This is a genomic window from Xenorhabdus miraniensis, from assembly GCF_002632615.1.
Genome location: NZ_NITZ01000005.1, coordinates 83,938 through 102,035 on the forward strand (window position 1 = coordinate 83,938; position 18,098 = coordinate 102,035).

Consider the following 18,098-nt stretch of genomic DNA (forward strand, 5'->3'; position numbering starts at 1 on the left):
ATGGTAATTGCCGTGTTTTTCACATGGCAGGAAATATTTTTGACGACTTTTTGATGGGTACGAGATGACACACTTTTCAGCAATTTCTGAATTACAGGATTTAGTTTCTGATTTAGGGGCGTTTGAACAAAAATTAACACAATTTGGTGAGCGTCTTGGTTTATCTCTTGCGCAATATTCAGCGGATCATATTTCTCTGCGTTGTCATGAAAGTGCGATAGCGGATCGCTGGCGTCAAGGCTTTCTACAATGTGGTCAGTTGATGTCTGAAAATATCATCAATGGCCGCCCAATTTGTTTGTTTGAATTGGAACAGCCAATCAACGTGCTTGGATGGCAGATTGATTGCGTGGAGCTACCTTATCCGGGTAAAAAACATTATGCCCACCAAGGCTGGGAGCACGTTGAACTTGTTCTGCCTGTAAAGCCAGAGCAACTTATACATGAAGCCTATCAGTTATTGTCCCATCCGCTTCCTGACGATTTTCGCACAAAAGAGAGCCATCCTAAAGGGGACAAGGAAAGGTTACCAAACCCAACATTAGCGGTAACTGATAGTGAAATCACGATTAAATTCCACCCTTTTTCTATCAAAGACATTATCAAAAGTGAGTGCTAGTTGGCAAAAATGACTTTTTTCTCATGTAGATCTAGCAAAAGATTCTAACCTTGTGACCTTCAACAAACCACTAACGAAAATTAATTGCCATAGTTAATAAATTCAGTAATGAAATATTTTGAAGGCATATAATTGGTTTGTTTGCGAATTTATATCCGAGGGGCTTTAAATGATAAGGCTGGAAATTTGCTGTTATAGCATAAGTTGTGCTTTGGTTGCACAACAAGCAGGTGCTGATCGCATTGAATTATGCGCAAGCCCGTCGGAAGGTGGGGTGACTCCTAGTTTTGGGGCGTTGCGACAGGCAATGCAGCAGATATCCATTCCTGTGCATCCAATTGTCCGGCCAAGGGGGGGCGACTTTTGCTATAGCAACACGGACTTTGAGGTCATGAAAAATGATGTAGTCCTTATTCGTGATATGGGATTCCCCGGCATTGTTTTTGGGGTTTTGAACGAAGAAGGCCATATTGATTGGCTTCGTATGCGGCAATTGATGTCACTGTCAGGGAATATGGCGGTAACTTTTCATCGTGCTTTTGATATGTGTCTGAATCCATACGCTGCATTACAGCAACTAACTGAGTTGGGTGTACAGCGCATTTTGACCTCAGGCCAGCAGCAAAATGCTGAAATGGGGCTGCCTCTGCTAAAAGAATTAGTCCAAGCCAGCCAGGGGCCGATTATTATGCCGGGAGCGGGTGTCAGAATGGGTAATATCAGTAAGTTTCTGGAAATTGGTGCGACAGAAATTCATAGTTCAGCCAGTAAAATGTCGCCTTCTTCCATGAAATACCGAAAAGTGGGTGTGACGATGCGGTCGGATGAGCGCGATGTGGATGAATACTTATACCCTAGCGTTGATGGTCAGTTAGTTGAATCAATGAAAGGTATCATTAGTCTGATGCAACGTAAAAAATAATATATTCGTTATTAAGGGTGTGAACTGCCATGACGGGCAGTTCACACACCAGAACGATGGCTTACGATTATGGTTTACGGGCGATAAGAACAGCCCGCAATGGCGCTGGGTAGCCTTCAATCGTTTTACTGTGATCGTCTGGATCAAGAAAATCAGCCAGGGATTCAGTCTTCATCCATTCTGTCTGGCGCTGTTCATCCAGTGTTGTAACCGCATGATCGACAATCCTGACATCTTCAAAACCGCATTTTTCCAGCCAGACTTTCAGCATCTTGGCGGATGGAATAAAGTAGACATTCCGCATTTGTGCGTAACGTTCACCCGGAATGAGGCATTGGTGTTCATCACCTTCAATGACCAGACTTTCTAAAATAAGCTCACCACCGGAAACCAGTTGGTTTTTCAATTGCCACAAGTGATCGAGGGGAGAACGGCGGTGATAAAGCACACCCATTGAAAATACGGTGTCAAAGGCTTTTAATTCGGGTAATTGTTCAATACCCAATGGCAGAAGGTGGGCTCGTTGATCGTTGCCCAGTAATTTCCTGACGGCTTCAAACTGGCAAAGGAAAAGTTGGGTTGGATCGATACCGACAACAAATTGCGCTCCTTCACCCACCATGCGCCACATGTGATAACCACTGCCACAGCCGACATCCAGCACGGTTTTCCCTTCCAAAGGCGAAATATGGGGAAGAACGCGATCCCATTTCCAGTCAGAACGCCATTCGGTATCAATCTCAACGCCATACAGTGAAAAAGGCCCTTTGCGCCACGGCATCAATATCTTAAGAATATTGCGGATGCGCGCTTTTTCGCCGTCAGGTAATTCGGGTTCGTGTGTAGCAATGACACCATTTTTCAGGTCAAGGTGAGAAGGTTGAATGTCAGGTAAATTCTCCAGATTCTTTAGCCATGAACTGAACTGACCATGCAGTGATGCTTTTTGCCAATGGTTCAATTGCGCGGGTAAACATTCCAACCAATGACTCAAGTGATTTTTGGCGATCAATTGATAAAAATTGCCGAAATCGATCATTGGTCAGCTCCCTTTATTGCCAATAATGAACCAAAATTAAAGCACTGGAACCAGACTTCAACATGCTGGAACCCGGCTTGTTTGAGACGTGATTTATGGGTTTCAACAGAATCTGTCCGCATGACGTTTTCCAGCATACTGCGTTTCTGGCTGATCTCCAGTTCACTGTATCCATTGGCTCGCTTGAAATCGTAGTGCATATTGAATAGTAATTCACCGATTTGGTCATCTTCAAAATTGAATTTTTCAGAAAGAACCAGAACACCGCCGGGTTTTAATCCCGCATAAATTTTATCCAGCATTTTTTGACGATCAGCGGGATGCAGGAATTGCAATGTGAAATTCAGCACAACCATTGACGCATTTTGAATATCAATATCAAGAATATCTTGTTCGATCACCTCAACGGGGATGCTGGCCTTGAAAGAGTCAATATGGCGACGGCAGCGTTCCACCATTGCCGGTGAATTATCGACGGCAATAATACGGCAACCTTCTGTATCGCAGCTATCGGCACTGATGGCGCGGCGGATGGATAACGTGGCTGCGCCAAGGGAACAACCGAGATCATAAATTTGACTGCCCGGCGTTACAAAACGTTCTGCCAGCATACCTATCATGGAAATGATATTGGAGTAACCGGGAATGGAGCGTTTCACCATATCAGGAAAGACTTCGGCAACCCGTTCGTCGAAACTCCAGTCGCCTAAATTGGCGATAGGGGCAGAGAACAGGCTGTCCCGTTGATTATGAGGATCTTGATTTGACATAACAGCATTGGTTTTGGAAACAATAATAAGAAGTGGGCATTCTAACAGAATGCGGGAAAAGGCAGAAAGGGATAATCGAGAGAAACCCGCAGGAAGCGGCGATATCTCCTGAATCAGGCCGATTATCTTGTTATTTAATAAACAAATTTATATGGGGTATTGATGAAAACCATACTTTACCTGATTCTTGTAGAATAGATTGCGACGGCAGAATGTAGCTACCGTCGCGCTGTAACTCGAAATATATTTGGATATATACTGGCGAGCTATTTACGAATAGAGAGAAAATATTTGCTCCCAAGGCAGATAGTAAATATTGGTAATAATCATTATCAGCATTGAGATATAAGTTGCAGCCATGCCCATACGTCGCCAGCGTATCTCGCGATGACGCAGGCCAAAGTAATGTAGTAGCCTGCCGGAAAGTAACACTAATCCACAAATATGCAGCATCCAGACGGCTGCACCATTCATCTCCATTACGATCAATAACAGCATTGAAATGGGAATGTATTCAACCGCGTTACCATGAACCCGAATGGCTGTTTGTAATTCGTAAAAACCGCCATCGCCATAGGCTATTTGATATTGCGTTCTTAATTTGACTACATCCAGAGACAGCTTAATCAGTAATAGTGCGCCCAGTATTATATAAAGCGAGCTAACCATTTTTAACTCCATTGCCTAACCAAAAAACGGCTGAATGATGATAAACGTCAAAAAACAACCTGTCGCTATAAATCATAGTATTTAATAATAAATCCTATGAATGCTATCGGATAGCAAAAAATTGTCTTGCTAAGAACGATGTTATGGCCTTATCTCTGGTTAGAATTTCCAGTATAATGGCCACCTTTTTTGACAATTCTTCTCAAAAGAACAATTTTTTTTCGAAAGAACAATGCCAAAATTTCCGCAGCAGAAAGCATAACGAGCTGAGTAAAAGGATATTGTATGCGTACTAATTATTGTGGGCAGTTGAGCCGAGCCCATGAAGGCCAAAAAGTGACTCTTAGTGGATGGGTAAACCGTCGTCGTGATTTGGGTGGTCTGATATTTATTGATATGCGAGATCGCGAAGGTATCGTTCAGGTATTTTTTGATCCGGATCAGAAAGAGGCATTTGCTCAGGCTTCTGAACTGCGTAATGAATTTTGTATTCAAATTACAGGAACGGTACGTGCCCGTCCTGACAGCCAGATCAATAAAGATATGGCAACCGGTGAAGTGGAAGTGTTCGCAGACAGCCTGATGATTTTCAATCGCTCAGAGCCATTGCCACTGGACAGCAACCAGAACAATAGTGAAGAACAGCGTTTGAAATATCGCTATCTTGATTTGCGTCGTCCTGAAATGTCACAGCGTTTGAAAACGCGCGCAAAAATCACCAGTTTTGTTCGCCGCTTTATGGATGATGCCGGTTTCCTTGATGTGGAAACGCCAATGCTGACTAAAGCAACACCGGAAGGTGCGCGTGACTATCTGGTGCCGAGCCGTGTCCATAAAGGCGAATTTTATGCGTTGCCACAGTCCCCACAGCTTTTTAAACAATTGCTGATGATGTCCGGTTTCGACCGTTATTACCAGATTGTAAAATGCTTTCGCGATGAAGATCTGCGTGCAGATCGCCAGCCTGAATTTACCCAGATCGACGTTGAAACTTCCTTTATGACCGCTGAGCAAGTTCGCGAAATCATGGAAAAAATGATCCGCGAACTGTGGCTGGATGTGCGGGGTGTTGATTTGGGCACTTTCCCAATCATGACTTTCGAAGAAGCCATGCGTCGCTTTGGTTCAGATAAACCAGACCTGCGTAACCCACTGGAGCTGGTAGATGTTGCTGATCTGGTCAAAGACGTGGAGTTTTCCGTTTTTGCAGAACCCGCAAATAATCCGAAAGGCCGTGTTGCCACTATCTGTGTCCCTGGCGGAGCAGAATTAAGCCGTAAGCAAATTGATGAATACGGTAAATTTGTTGGTATCTATGGTGCGAAAGGGCTGGCATGGATGAAGGTCAACAATCGTGCTGCGGGTTTGGAAGGGGTGCAAAGCCCGATTGCCAAATTCCTGTCTGCCGAGGTTGTTGAAGGCCTGCTTTCCCGTACCAATGCGCAGGATGGTGATATTCTGTTCTTTGGCGCTGACAAGAAAAGTGTGGTCACCGATGCGATGGGCGCGCTGCGCCTGAAGCTGGGCCGTGACTTGAACATCACCGATTTGGCAAGCTGGAAACCGCTTTGGGTTGTTGATTTCCCAATGTTTGAAGAGAATGGGGAAGGTGGTTTAACGGCAATGCACCATCCATTTACTGCTCCACGCGATATGTCAGCGGCTGAATTGGAAAGCAATCCTGAATCCGCCATTGCAAATGCTTATGACATGGTTATCAACGGCTATGAAGTGGGCGGTGGTTCTGTTCGTATTCACCGTAATGAAATGCAACAGGTTGTATTCCGCATTTTGGGTATCAATGAAGCGGAACAACAGGAAAAATTCGGCTTCTTGCTGAACGCCTTGAAATACGGTACACCGCCACATGCCGGTTTGGCTTTTGGTTTGGATCGCCTCGTTATGTTGTTGACCGATACTGATAATATTCGCGATGTTATTGCATTCCCGAAAACAACAGCAGCGGCATGCCTGATGACTGATGCGCCGAGTCACGCAAACCCGGCATCACTGGAAGAACTGGCAATTTCAGTTGTTAAAAAAGAGAGCGAATAATGGCTTATAAGCGCCCTGAATCTGTATTGGTTATGATTTATGCCGCTAACAGCAAAAGGGTGCTGATGTTACAGCGACGGGATGATCCTGAATTTTGGCAATCCGTAACGGGTAGCCTTGAAGAGGGTGAAAGACCGTGGGAAGCAGCGTTGCGTGAAGTACAGGAAGAGATAGGCATTGATATTGTCAATGAAGATCTTGAACTGACGGATTGCCAACGCTGTATTTATTATGAGATTTTCTCACATTTGCGATATCGCTATGCTCCGGGTGTGACGCGCAATAAAGAACATTGGTTCTCGCTGGCGTTACCTGAGGAGCGGGAAATCCTGTTGACCGAACATTTGGCTTATCACTGGCTGGCAGTTGAAGAAGCGGCCAGCCTGACGAAGTCATGGAGCAATCGGCAGGCGATTGAAGAATTTGTTATTTAGTTTACTGTTTTATCGGAGATATTTTCATGGCAGGTCATAGTAAATGGGCCAATACGAAACACCGCAAAGCTGCGCAGGATGCAAAACGCGGTAAGATTTTTACCAAAATTATCCGTGAATTGGTAACGGCTGCACGTTTAGGTGGCGCAGATCCCGCATCTAACCCGCGCTTGCGTGCGGCAGTCGATAAAGCGCTGTCCAATAACATGACTCGCGATACCCTGAACCGTGCGATTGCTCGTGGTGTTGGCAATGATGATTCAGATAACATGGAAACCATCATTTATGAAGGTTACGGCCCGGGTGGTACAGCGGTGATGGTTGAATGCTTAAGTGATAACCGTAACCGTACTGTTTCTGACGTTCGTCATGCCTTCACCAAAACCGGCGGGAACTTGGGTACTGATGGTTCTGTTTCTTATCTGTTCACCAAGAAAGGGGTTATTTCCTACGCGCCGGGCTTGGATGAAGATGCAGTGATGGAAGCGGCATTGGAAGCAGGTGCGGATGACGTTGAAACTTATGATGATGGCGCAATTGACGTCTATACTACTCCAGAAAGCTTCGGTGATGTTAAAGATGCACTGGATGCAGCAGGCTTCAAGGCTGATTCTGCTGAAGTCTCTATGATCCCATCTACCAAAGCAGAACTGGATGCAGAAACTGCGCCTAAATTACTTCGTCTGATCGATATGCTTGAAGATTCTGACGATGTGCAAGAGGTTTATCATAATGGTGAAATCTCTGATGAAGTTGCAGCACTGCTGTAATTTTTATTAGGGTTCACGGCGTAGAGAAAGTGTTCCTTATCTTTAGGATATCAGGGCACTTTCTCTAACGTTTTTATCCCATATCATAGGCGGATATTTGGGCAAGTATTCAGGCAAATAGATAATTCGATATGGCGATTATTCTAGGTATTGACCCCGGCTCCAGAGTTACGGGGTATGGCGTGATTCGCCAGCATGGACGACAGCTTATCTATCTCGGTAGCGGTTGTATTCGAACAAAAGTCGATGACTTACCCACTCGTTTGCAGAGAGTTTATGCCGGAGTTACCGAAATCATCACACAATTCCAGCCCGATGCTTTTGCGATAGAGCAGGTTTTCATGGCAAAAAATGCAGATTCAGCCTTGAAACTGGGGCAGGCGCGTGGTGTGGCAATTGTGGCCGCTGCGAACCAATCCATTCCCGTATTTGAATATGCGGCCCGTCAGGTTAAACAAACTGTGGTTGGTACGGGAGCCGCCGAAAAAAGCCAGATTCAGCACATGGTACGCTCGATGCTGAAATTGTCTGCTGATCCGCAGGCCGACGCCGCCGATGCTCTGGCAATTGCTATTACGCACTGTCATTTCAGCCAAAATTTACTGCGGGTCGGTGATGCGCGGTTAAATTTAACGCGAGGGCGTCTGAAATAGTTTATGCTGGATATACGTCCAGCCTTTTTTGTGCTATAAGCTAGCGGAACAATTTATTTTTATTTTCAGGGGGTAAACAGTGATAGGGCGTTTGAGAGGAACCGTGTTGGAAAAACAGCCACCGTTGGTTTTATTGGAAACTAACAATGGTGTCGGTTATGAAGTTCATATGCCAATGACCTGTTTTTATGAACTTCCTGAAATTGGCCAAGAAGCCATTTTATTTACACAATTTATTGTGCGTGAAGATGCCCAGCTATTATATGGGTTTAATGATAAACAAGAGCGTGCGTTGTTCCGTGAGTTGGTGAAAGTGAATGGTGTCGGGCCTAAACTGGCTCTGGCGATCCTTTCTGGCATGTCCGCCCAGCAATTTGTGACTGCTATTGAACAGGAATCTATTGTTTCATTGGTCAAGTTGCCGGGAGTCGGCAAAAAAACGGCTGAAAGGCTGGTAGTCGAAATGAAAGATCGCTTTAAAGGGCTGAATGGCGATCTGTTTAATCAAAGTAGTGACATTAATTTGCCTGCCGCTGCCAAACAGACGAATTCCGATGCTGATATTGAAGCAGAAGCTGTAGCCGCACTGGTTTCTTTGGGATATAAACCACAGGAAGCCAGCCGAATGGTAAGCAAAGTCGCAAAACCGGGCGCAGATTGTGAAACTCTTATTCGGGAAGCGCTTCGTGCGGCTCTGTAATTTCAGGAGTTAAGTGATGATTGAAGCTGATCGCCTGGTTTCAGCAGAAATTCTGCAAGATGATGAAGCCATTGACCGCGCCATTCGCCCCAAGTTTTTATCTGAATATGTCGGGCAACCCCATGTTTGTGAACAGATGGAAATTTTTATTCAGGCTGCGCGGCAGCGTGGTGATGCACTGGATCACCTGCTGATTTTTGGCCCCCCCGGATTAGGTAAAACCACGTTGGCAAATATTGTTGCGAATGAAATGGGGGTTAATCTTCGCACCACCTCAGGGCCAGTGCTGGAGAAGGCCGGCGATCTTGCCGCCATGCTGACTAACCTCGAACCCCATGATGTGTTGTTCATTGATGAAATTCACCGTTTATCACCGGTTGTAGAAGAAATTCTTTATCCTGCAATGGAAGATTACCAACTGGATATCATGATCGGGGAAGGGCCTGCTGCCCGCTCAATCAAGATTGATCTTCCCCCCTTTACACTGGTCGGTGCTACCACTCGCGCGGGTTCTCTGACTTCGCCATTGCGTGATCGATTCGGGATTGTGCAACGCCTTGAATTCTATAACGTCGATGATTTGCAGAGCATTGTTTCCCGCAGCGCTCACTATATGGGATTAGGGATCTCGGATGATGGGGCAAGGCAAATCGCGATGCGTTCCCGTGGTACTCCCCGAATTACAAACCGCTTGCTGCGTCGCGTGCGTGATTTTGCTCAAGTAAAAGGTGATGGTTCAGTGAATGGAGACATTGCCGCTAAAGCCCTTGATATGCTGAGTGTGGATTCAGCCGGGTTTGATTATCTGGATCGCAAATTACTGGTTGCCATTATCGATAAATTTATGGGTGGCCCCGTTGGATTGGATAATCTGGCCGCGGCGATTGGTGAAGAACGAGAAACGATAGAAGACGTCCTGGAACCTTTTCTGATCCAACAAGGATTTATTCAACGAACGCCACGCGGAAGAATTGCGACTAATCATGCTTATCGGCATTTTGGATTGAGCAAGGAAAACGAATAATAATCATTTTTATATGCCAGCTCGAATTATTCCCCAAGAGCTGGTGATATTCTGTAAATTGCGAGAATTCAGAACCTAATAAAATAGGTTCTGTCGCATTAGCGGTGAGTTAATCAGAGAGTCCGCCCAAACGTAACACCCAGCGATGTATTGTGGCTTGGTCGACGAAGACTCCCCGTTCTGCCATCATTTCTTCCAGATTGCGTAAGCTCAACGCATAAGCGAGATACTAACGGACACATTGAGCCATGATATCGATTGGATAATGGAGGCGTTTGAACGCCTTTCGGATCAGGGACATCACCCAAGACTCACGCTAAAATGGGAGAGTTTACCTGATATTGCGCTAATGTGACAGAATCTAAAATTTGGCTCTGTCACATGATGCTTATTTTATTTTTTTTACTACTATTAAAGTTGGAAATAAATAGGGGTTGTTCAATAGGCAAATCATTAACTGAGAATTCAGTTGTTATAAAAATTCTGAGGTACTTATATATGCCATCATATGCAAGAAAAATAATTCTTTTTTTTATTTTCTTCTATGCTCTGTTCATGCCTTCGGCAATCATTAACGCTGTAGCAGAAAATAACCCTCAAAATGATAAGTTGCATACTCAATTAGCAAAAAATGATGAAACCTCAGAACCTGATATGCCCCAAATTATTGGCAGTAAGATCCACAGTGTGAATCGTCTTTTATCTACGTCTCCTGCAGAACTCGTAGAACAGGCCAAATCTTACGCTCTGGGTAAATTTAACAGCACGGTTTCCTCTGAAGCCCAAAAATGGTTATCCCAATTCGGCACAGCAAAAATTAACTTTGGTCTTGATAAAAAAGGCAAACTGGAAAATCACTCATTAGATCTGTTATTACCGCTTTACGATAATAAAACCAAATGGCTACTTTTTTCCCAATTAGGTTACCGTAACAAAGACAGCCGGAATACCATTAACTTTGGTTTTGGCGGACGTTATTTTTATCAGAACTGGATGTATGGGCTGAATACATTTTATGACTATGATATCACCGGTAAAAACAGGCGCATAGGCTTGGGAAGTGAAATATGGGGAGATTATATTAAACTCTCAGCCAATGCTTATCACCGCTTAAGTAACTGGCAAAAATCACGTAATTTCGATTATTACTACGAGCGCCCTGCTAATGGCTATGATATTAATAGCGAGTTTTACCTGCCTTTCTACCCTAATCTGGGTGCCAAATTAAGTTATGAAAAATATTTTGGTGATAGTGTCACTTTATTTAATCGTGATACCAAACAGAAAAATCCGAGTCTGGTCAAACTGGGCGTGACTTATACGCCGATCCCTTTGATAACTATGGGGGTGGATTATAAACAAGGGGAAAGAGGCTTTACTGAAACTCAATTTCTGGCGAATTTAAATTACCGATTTGGCGTGCCGTTAAGTGCGCAATTATCAGGTGATAATGTGGCTTCTATTCGCACCTTGGCGGGTAGCCGTCATGATTTGGTGGAAAGAAATAATCACATTGTGCTGGATCACAGGAAAATTCCGGTGGCTGAGATTTCTGAGCAGAATCCTCCGATTGAGATTGAGGGTTATAGCGGTGAAAATATTGATATTTTCCATCCATTTTCTGGTTCATCCGTCAAACAGTTTCATTGGAGCATCATTAGAGATAAAACAGAAATTAAAGAAATTTTTGAAAAAGAGGGCGGTAAAATTTCTTATGAAGAGGGGAGAGTTAAGGCTACACTTCCTAACTTATTATCGGGTAAAAACGAAAATAAAATTAATACCTATACAGGTTATTTTTTTGCAGAATTAAGCAATGGTAAAAAAACAGCGATTCAGCCTCTGATACTTACTGTTAAGCCTTTTCTTATCCAAGAAAATGACGACGTTCCTAATTTCAAACCACACGACGGATCATTGCCTGCATCAGGTACAGAGGGGTATAAATTTGATCCGGTGATTATCTTTAAGAAATTTAATAACCCTGAGTTAATTAAAAATACTACCTTTAATAAAATTCAATGGGTAACAGAACCTCCTGCTGACGATAAGAATAAGTTAAAGTTTGAGCCCGGTGATAAATTTGAACAGATAACAACTGATGAAAGTGGGCATTTTCCAGAAAAAGCCCGTGTCACTTTAACCAGTGGTGAATATGTTGGGGACGTGAAAGTTTACTTAATAATGGATGATCAACCTAAGCAATTGGTGAATAATAATATTAGGTACTCGGTTAAGTTTAAGGAAGATAAATCAAAATATCATATTAAAGAAAAGAAATTAGTTGTTGACCTATCTGGGCCAATCTTTGCGAATGGGGTTGATAACTATACTTATACTGCAATTGTTATTGATGAGAATGGAGCAGAGGTCAAAGAGCAGGAAGAAATAGATAAGGTGAAATGGAGTGCAAAAGATAAGAGCGGCAGTGATATTACTGAAAAAATTCAAATTGATGGATCATCTAAGACGACTTCTGGTGGAAGACTAATAGCGAAGGTGAGCAGTAATGAACCCTTCACTAATGTGGTTATTTCTTTATCAATTGAAGGGCATGATGCAGTATCGGCTGACAAGAAAGTTTCTTTCGTACCACCTGATATCAAGGTAACTTCATCACCTAAGAGTCCTATATTTGTAAATGAAACGTATACCTTAACGGCAGAAATTAAAGATGGGAGTATAGGGAAACCAGCTATCAAGTGGACAATTGTGCAAGGTGACCAGCAAGCAATACTCACTCCGGACTCTTTGGATAGTAGCAAGGCAACGTTGACCAGTAGTGTCGCGCAAATAGTTAAAGTGAAAGCATCCATTGATAATGGTGCCACAAAGTCTGCCCCTGTTGAGATGGCGTTTAAATCGCCACCAGTGGATTTTGACATTGAAAATGTGGTGGTTGGTATTATCGACAGCAGAGGCAACTTCAATCCCGGCATTCCCTCTAAGGCATTAGTTGGGGATGGAACGAGTGCCTACGCTTATCGGGCAACCATTAAAAATAAAAAAACAGGAAAAGCAGTTTCTAATTATCCCTTCGATGAAAAGGACATCCAGTGGACACGTGACCATTCCCAGCTTACAACCGATCAGCTTACTGGTCCTACAATCAAGTCATATACAACGACACCTGATGGGTATTTATATGCAACACTAACAAGTCAGGTCGGCGTTGATGGTGTTAAAGTCACATTGAAAATACCTGAATCAAATAGTCCCGAGACAAAGCGTTTTATTAGTAAAGATGCCGATACAGTAAGTTTCAAACCTATTATTCAACCTGCGGTATTTTATCTTTATAATACCTATAGCGGTGAATCCAAAGTCTTTGATAATAAAAACGGTAAACTTCATCCAAATACTATTTTTGCTACTTTACGAGGGGAATTAAGAGACCTCAAATACCCTGAGCAGGGCTTCAATAAAAAAGATAAAATCACTTATGGTTATGCTTTCGATCCTGATTCGTTTTATGGAGCGGCGATGCTATCATTTGGCTCTTATCGCCCTGGCGATCCCCCTAACACTGGCACTGGCCCCATACAATTTCAGGCACCAGGCTCTGCAACAATAACCGCTACAATAAATAAGCCAAGTGGAGAAATTCAATTGTATGAATACAAAATGGTTGCCACAAAAATATTAAACCCTGTTCATGGAGGATATGTAAATGTATCTGATAATAATACTTGTCCAGTTCCACCAGGAAATTCTTCCAATATGATAGTCGATATTTTTTCAGATAAAGAGGCTGCTGATCCTAGCGATATTTATAGCCTGCATAATGAATTTGGTAATTTATATAACTGGGGTGTGTTTAATGATGAACCTACAATGGATAAAAACAAAGTCACTTTTATAGTGAAAAACACCTCATCTGTCAAGGGGCATTTCAGGGTTTATGACTCTAAAAATAATACCTTTGATGATTACTCAGATGGGGTTCTTTTATGTTACTCGGCAATTTTAAAAACCAATAAATAATTCACTGTAAAAAAACTCTTCACCAATGAAAAAAAGTTATCAGTTGATAACTTTTTTTCATTGGTTTTTTAGTTACTTTTCATTCACTCTAAAAAAGCCAAATCATTCACAAGTTAACATTGGGCTTTAAATTAACATATTATCATTATATGTAATGATAATTAATGTTAGACAATAAATGAAAATTATAGGAAATAATTAAATTCATTATTATTCATAAATAACATCAATTGTAAATGAGGTAATAAAATGGCAAACCCAAAGAATAAAATGACAATTACCAATATAAATGATTTAATTATAGGCCAGACTGTTAATCTTACTGTAACACTAACTTCCGACCAAAAAATTACTCCAAACAGTAAAGTCACTATAAAAAGAGGCTATAGTAGTAATATAATATTTAAATCGAATTCAGCTGATCTTACTAACAAATCTGGAGACCATGAAGCTACTGCGACGTTAAGCTTTACAATAAAGCCGGATACAACAGATGATTCAAAAATTACATTTGAATTAGATACAACTGCTCAAGCTGGTGGACAACCATTTCTTGCCAATCCACAACCATTTACTGGTAACGCCAAAAAAGCGCCCTCGAAAAAAACAATGGGAATTTCGATTAGCTCTAAAGCTGATTTAGTCATAGGCCAGCATGTTGATTTTATTGTAACATTAAAATCAGACACACCTATTTTACCAGCAAAAAAGGTAACTGTAACAGGATACAGCCCTAATATACAATTCGATACGGACTTAGTAACTCTTACTTCTGAAAATGGAGCACTGACAGCCACTGCGCAGTTAGGATTTACAGTGCTTCAGAAAGTAGGTGGTAATCCTGTACTTGATGGTTCTGAGATTACATTTGAATTAGAAACTGATGCTACGACTACTGACGGTGGTAACTTTAAGTTTCCCGGCTTTCAGGGCACAGCTAATGAAATTGATATGAAATCATTAGCACTTTTTGTTGAAAACTCTTTCTTAAAAACAGTAATTTCAGGTGATAAAAAACCCTCGGAAGAAAATAACTCCACAGCAATATCTACAACTTTGAAAAGTAAATCAGGGAAATCACTGGCTCATACTCCTGTATTTATCACATCAACTGCTTTGCATAAAATGAAAGATTTTAATTTCAAAAAATCTGATAAAATAACTGATATTACTCTTGAGAAGCAAGGACACAATGAAGGCCTAATGATAGCTTCAGATGAAAGTGGACTAGTTAAGTTTTATCTTTATCCTAAACTATCAGAAATAGTCATACTTACACTCAGAACTGTTATTCTTGATGATGTAGCGGATATTCCTGCTAAGCAAGTAGTTTATGCTGTCAATTATAAGAACCCAGGCTATATGGATTCTATAGGTCAGGCAATGATCGATGGATTTACTATAGGTAATTTATCTGCAGATCAGGGAATGAGAGAGTTTTACACAATAGTAAGTAGTTATGATAATGCAACCGTTGATGATATGATATTATTTTTTGTTAATGGTAAGTATATAAACCATTCTGTACGTCTTCATAATTTAAGTGAACAGCTAGATAAACCGAGTATAAGTCTTCCTTATTCTATATTTGAGAAAAATACACCTTCTCAATTTTCTTATTCTGTAATTAAAGCCAATGGACACGCATTATATTCTGAACCATTAACATTAAATTATATAGGTGGTGTTTCTTATGAACCTAACCCAGATTTTAAAAGAAAATATAATCCCTGTATAGTTCATACCAGTCTTGGTGTTGGCCCAGATAACATATTACAACCTGGAGGTGGTAATTATATTAATTATGACGCTATAATGCAATACCCTGGATATAAACACAATGGATTATTTATTGAGATTACACGTTCTAAGACTAATAATTCACTCGCAGAAACAAATCCAGTACCATTAAATATAACAGATATTACTCTGAATATGTATATAAATTCAGACAGCAACGGTTTCCAAAAAACTTATACTCAACAAATCAACTTAACTTATATTGGTGGTTCTGGTGGCAATCCAGATTCTCTTTTCTTCCAGATTCCTTATAAGGAAATAGTTGGTATACAAGGTAATGATTATATATATTTTGACTATCAGTTCTATATCGATGAAAATTTAGAATATGGTGAAAAATGGTATTCAGACATTGACACAACTCCAGATCCTGGTAACAAAGATACAGATAATCATTAAAAAATAAATATTAGATCTGATTATAGCTGTGTCCTTAAATATCGATTCATAATAGTGAACCACTAAAATTCAGTGGAGAACTAAACTCCTCGCTCTGCGAGGAGTTTAGTAGTGACCTACCATTTTTGGAAGTTATTTAAATCTCATGTTTATAATATAAAAACGGAAATAAAAATATGACTAGTAAAATTGATTTTTCATTACCTGATAATAAAGATTTAATAATTGGTCAAAGTTTTTTATTTACAGTGATACTATCATCAGATAACAATATAGATGAAGGTTCTACAATCTCATTTTATAATAACACGAATATTACTGTACCATCTGATGACATCCCCTTAGTTATAGAAAATAGTAAAAAAAAGGCAACAGCAACAGTTACTCTTACCGTACTTACATCTGTAGCAGAAAATGAAGAAATTTCTTTTAGTGTAAAAACATCTTCAAGTGGTTTTCCATATAAGACTCTGAAATCTACAGCAAGGACAATTGATTCAGATTCAGTGAAATTACATGTTGACAGCCCATATTTAGTTATTCCAACATCATTTGATGACTCTAAAATTGGATCCCTATCAACTAAAATTCATACAACTTTAAGAGATAAAAATGGAAAAACACTATCAGGAGTACCTGTATTCATAAAAGCTAATATCATTAATGAGTTAAAAAACATAAATATTTATCAGAATGATAAAACCACAAAAATATATGTTCAAAAATTTTATGATTATCAGGGTATTTTCGTAAACTCAGATGAAAAAGGGAAATTGGAGTTTTATATTTCCCCGAAAAAATCAATATCACCCATTATTCAATTATCGTCTGCCATACCAAACTCAACTAACTTTAGGTTTGCTAATAATCCTATATTTATATTTGTTGATAATGTTAAAGATTATCGGCAACCCTTGCAGATAATAACTGCCATTGACAGTAATTTAACATCAAAAGGGGAAAGTAAATTTTGGGTCGATATGTCACCATGCGATGATTATGAACTTGGTGATTTTTTGTTGTTTTTTGTTAATAATGAATATAAACACTACATCAGAATACTTATTAATAAGGAACCTGAATCCTGTTTAATGGAATTACCTTATTTTATTTTTGAAAAAGATACCCCATCGGAACTGTTTTATTATTTAATTAAGCCAAGTGACAATATAATAGCTAAATCTCTTCCTGCCAATGTCACTTATACAGGAAGAGTAAATAGACCATGGACAGATATTGATAGAATATATGAACCGTGTCAGGTTTATGACAGCTTCGATAATCCTATAAAACAAGGTGATTATGTCAATAACAAGAGTATATCTCATGCTAATAACCCAAACGATCCTGGTTTATTTGTCAGGATAACAGGAACTAATGACCAGAAAGATATTCATAAAGTAAAATTGGGATCAAAAATTATTTTAACGCTATATATTAATGCGAGACAACAAACAATAACAAAAGTTTTTAACGGTAGCATGCCTTATCAACCAGATACTGGAGGAGGAAAAACAGCAACATTGAAATTTAATATTCCATCTAATTTATTAGATAATGACTGGGCATTTTTCGAGCATGATGGTGAGATCTTCTTTGATTATCAAGTGGGCCATGATGATGATAGCGATGTGACATATGGCGGGATTTGGTCAGGTAAAATCGATACAGTTAATTAAAATGATTTTTATTAACAGGGCGGCAAATTATCCCGTTTTAAGGATCCAGGTTTCATGCAGCTTATAGCCACATGAAACCTGATCTAAATACCCCGTGGGTTAATAATAAGGTGGTTTATGAGTAAGAAAAATCTCTCTTCACCACCTGAATTTCCTCAAGCAAATTCAGGTGAAATTATTAATATTCCTGATATTATTGCCATGCATACTAACTATGTAATGATGAAAGTCAATAAATATGAAGGCGTGGCAATATTAGATACAATAAAAGAAGAAATTTATTTAAAAAATAACACCAAAGACAAAGTGAAAAGTATTCCTTATCATGTTGCACCCGATCAAATAGGCAATGATTTCCATGTGGTATTATTTGATATAGATAAAATAAACATCTCCGGCTTATGTGAAGCACAACATACAGTAAAAAGTTCAGTCCGCAATAACCTTTACTCAAAAACAGCAAACATCACAATTTTAGAAGGTTCTCATATACAGGATCTTAAGCAGTAACCATCTATTTTAGATAGAAAAAATGCTTCATTTATGATCTGATAATCGTCGCCAAACAAACCATCAAAACC

Annotated in this window: 15 protein-coding genes and 1 pseudogene; 12 read left to right on the forward strand and 4 right to left on the reverse strand. The window is 40.3% G+C overall.

Going from position 1 to position 18,098, the window contains the following annotated elements; all coding sequences use genetic code 11:
- Positions 1-64 precede the first annotated feature (64 nt).
- Together Xmir_RS06755 and cutC are read left to right on the forward strand one after the other, a co-directional pair.
- Positions 65-619, forward strand: a complete 555-nt coding sequence (locus Xmir_RS06755) for a VOC family protein (protein WP_099113637.1) — start codon at positions 65-67, stop codon at positions 617-619.
- A 169-nt stretch (positions 620-788) separates the two neighbouring features.
- Positions 789-1,541, forward strand: a complete 753-nt coding sequence (cutC, locus tag Xmir_RS06760) for a copper homeostasis protein CutC (RefSeq protein WP_099113638.1) — start codon at positions 789-791, stop codon at positions 1,539-1,541.
- Positions 1,542-1,608: 67 nt separating this feature from the next.
- On the opposite strand, the gene cmoB is transcribed toward cutC, so the two are convergent.
- The 3 genes from cmoB to Xmir_RS06775 all read right to left on the reverse strand — a co-directional run bounded on the left by cmoB (position 1,609) and on the right by Xmir_RS06775 (position 4,019).
- Complete coding sequence (gene cmoB, locus Xmir_RS06765; protein WP_099113639.1) at positions 1,609-2,580, reverse strand: tRNA 5-methoxyuridine(34)/uridine 5-oxyacetic acid(34) synthase CmoB; 972 nt, start codon at positions 2,578-2,580, stop codon at positions 1,609-1,611.
- Positions 2,577-3,350 carry a carboxy-S-adenosyl-L-methionine synthase CmoA gene (cmoA, locus tag Xmir_RS06770; RefSeq protein ID WP_099113640.1) on the reverse strand — a complete coding sequence of 258 codons (774 nt, stop codon included), beginning with the start codon at positions 3,348-3,350 and terminating at the stop codon, positions 2,577-2,579. The genes cmoB and cmoA overlap by 4 nt, the downstream gene beginning before the upstream one ends.
- Positions 3,351-3,620: 270 nt before the next feature.
- Positions 3,621-4,019, reverse strand: coding sequence for an MAPEG family protein (locus Xmir_RS06775; protein WP_099113641.1), 399 nt, complete (start codon positions 4,017-4,019; stop codon positions 3,621-3,623).
- A gap of 285 nt (positions 4,020-4,304) precedes the next feature.
- On the opposite strand from Xmir_RS06775, the gene aspS reads away from it, so the two are divergent.
- The 6 genes from aspS (at position 4,305) to ruvB (ending at position 9,655) form a co-directional block, all read left to right on the forward strand.
- Positions 4,305-6,074, forward strand: coding sequence for an aspartate--tRNA ligase (gene aspS / locus Xmir_RS06780; protein WP_099113642.1), 1,770 nt, complete (start codon positions 4,305-4,307; stop codon positions 6,072-6,074).
- Positions 6,074-6,508: a dihydroneopterin triphosphate diphosphatase gene (gene nudB / locus Xmir_RS06785; protein ID WP_099113643.1), complete on the forward strand. Its 435-nt coding sequence runs from the start codon at positions 6,074-6,076 to the stop codon at positions 6,506-6,508. The genes aspS and nudB overlap by 1 nt, the downstream gene beginning before the upstream one ends.
- Positions 6,509-6,534: 26 nt before the next feature.
- Positions 6,535-7,278: a YebC/PmpR family DNA-binding transcriptional regulator gene (locus Xmir_RS06790; RefSeq protein WP_099113644.1), complete on the forward strand. Its 744-nt coding sequence runs from the start codon at positions 6,535-6,537 to the stop codon at positions 7,276-7,278.
- Between the two features lie 131 nt (positions 7,279-7,409).
- Complete coding sequence (ruvC, locus tag Xmir_RS06795) at positions 7,410-7,931, forward strand: crossover junction endodeoxyribonuclease RuvC (RefSeq protein WP_099113645.1); 522 nt, start codon at positions 7,410-7,412, stop codon at positions 7,929-7,931.
- Between the two features lie 79 nt (positions 7,932-8,010).
- Positions 8,011-8,631 carry a Holliday junction branch migration protein RuvA gene (gene ruvA / locus Xmir_RS06800; RefSeq protein WP_099113646.1) on the forward strand — a complete coding sequence of 207 codons (621 nt, stop codon included), beginning with the start codon at positions 8,011-8,013 and terminating at the stop codon, positions 8,629-8,631.
- Positions 8,632-8,647: 16 nt separating this feature from the next.
- Positions 8,648-9,655: a Holliday junction branch migration DNA helicase RuvB gene (ruvB, locus tag Xmir_RS06805; protein WP_099113647.1), complete on the forward strand. Its 1,008-nt coding sequence runs from the start codon at positions 8,648-8,650 to the stop codon at positions 9,653-9,655.
- 112 nt (positions 9,656-9,767) lie between these two features.
- Here ruvB and Xmir_RS06810 read toward each other — a convergent pair.
- Positions 9,768-9,956, reverse strand: a pseudogene (locus tag Xmir_RS06810) (IS6 family transposase); the annotation flags it as partial.
- A gap of 197 nt (positions 9,957-10,153) precedes the next feature.
- Here Xmir_RS06810 and Xmir_RS06815 point away from each other — a divergent pair.
- From Xmir_RS06815 to Xmir_RS06830, 4 genes are all read left to right on the forward strand, one after another.
- Positions 10,154-13,639 carry an inverse autotransporter beta domain-containing protein gene (locus Xmir_RS06815; RefSeq protein ID WP_167385949.1) on the forward strand — a complete coding sequence of 1,162 codons (3,486 nt, stop codon included), beginning with the start codon at positions 10,154-10,156 and terminating at the stop codon, positions 13,637-13,639.
- 249 nt (positions 13,640-13,888) lie between these two features.
- Entirely contained in the window at positions 13,889-15,838 is a 1,950-nt protein-coding gene (locus Xmir_RS06820; RefSeq protein ID WP_099113649.1) for a hypothetical protein, read from the forward strand.
- Between the two features lie 176 nt (positions 15,839-16,014).
- Positions 16,015-17,517: a hypothetical protein gene (locus Xmir_RS06825; RefSeq protein ID WP_099113650.1), complete on the forward strand. Its 1,503-nt coding sequence runs from the start codon at positions 16,015-16,017 to the stop codon at positions 17,515-17,517.
- A gap of 117 nt (positions 17,518-17,634) precedes the next feature.
- A complete protein-coding gene (locus Xmir_RS06830; RefSeq protein ID WP_099113651.1) occupies positions 17,635-18,027 on the forward strand; it encodes a hypothetical protein in 393 nt (130 codons plus the stop codon).
- Positions 18,028-18,098 lie beyond the last annotated feature (71 nt).

Bases quoted from the DNA above. Each gene is read 5' to 3' on its own strand.
- cmoA (WP_099113640.1), bottom strand. From the start codon at position 3,350: ATGTCAAATCAAGATCCTCATAATCAACGGGACAGCCTGTTCTCTGCC.
- Xmir_RS06815 (WP_167385949.1), top strand. From the start codon at position 10,154: ATGCCATCATATGCAAGAAAAATAATTCTTTTTTTTATTTTCTTCTAT.
- cmoB (WP_099113639.1), bottom strand. From the start codon at position 2,580: ATGATCGATTTCGGCAATTTTTATCAATTGATCGCCAAAAATCACTTG.
- Xmir_RS06830 (WP_099113651.1), top strand. From the start codon at position 17,635: ATGAGTAAGAAAAATCTCTCTTCACCACCTGAATTTCCTCAAGCAAAT.
- Xmir_RS06755 (WP_099113637.1), top strand. From the start codon at position 65: ATGACACACTTTTCAGCAATTTCTGAATTACAGGATTTAGTTTCTGAT.
- ruvB (WP_099113647.1), top strand. From the start codon at position 8,648: ATGATTGAAGCTGATCGCCTGGTTTCAGCAGAAATTCTGCAAGATGAT.
- ruvC (WP_099113645.1), top strand. From the start codon at position 7,410: ATGGCGATTATTCTAGGTATTGACCCCGGCTCCAGAGTTACGGGGTAT.
- nudB (WP_099113643.1), top strand. From the start codon at position 6,074: ATGGCTTATAAGCGCCCTGAATCTGTATTGGTTATGATTTATGCCGCT.
- Xmir_RS06790 (WP_099113644.1), top strand. From the start codon at position 6,535: ATGGCAGGTCATAGTAAATGGGCCAATACGAAACACCGCAAAGCTGCG.
- aspS (WP_099113642.1), top strand. From the start codon at position 4,305: ATGCGTACTAATTATTGTGGGCAGTTGAGCCGAGCCCATGAAGGCCAA.
- Xmir_RS06820 (WP_099113649.1), top strand. From the start codon at position 13,889: ATGGCAAACCCAAAGAATAAAATGACAATTACCAATATAAATGATTTA.
- Xmir_RS06775 (WP_099113641.1), bottom strand. From the start codon at position 4,019: ATGGTTAGCTCGCTTTATATAATACTGGGCGCACTATTACTGATTAAG.
- Xmir_RS06825 (WP_099113650.1), top strand. From the start codon at position 16,015: ATGACTAGTAAAATTGATTTTTCATTACCTGATAATAAAGATTTAATA.
- cutC (WP_099113638.1), top strand. From the start codon at position 789: ATGATAAGGCTGGAAATTTGCTGTTATAGCATAAGTTGTGCTTTGGTT.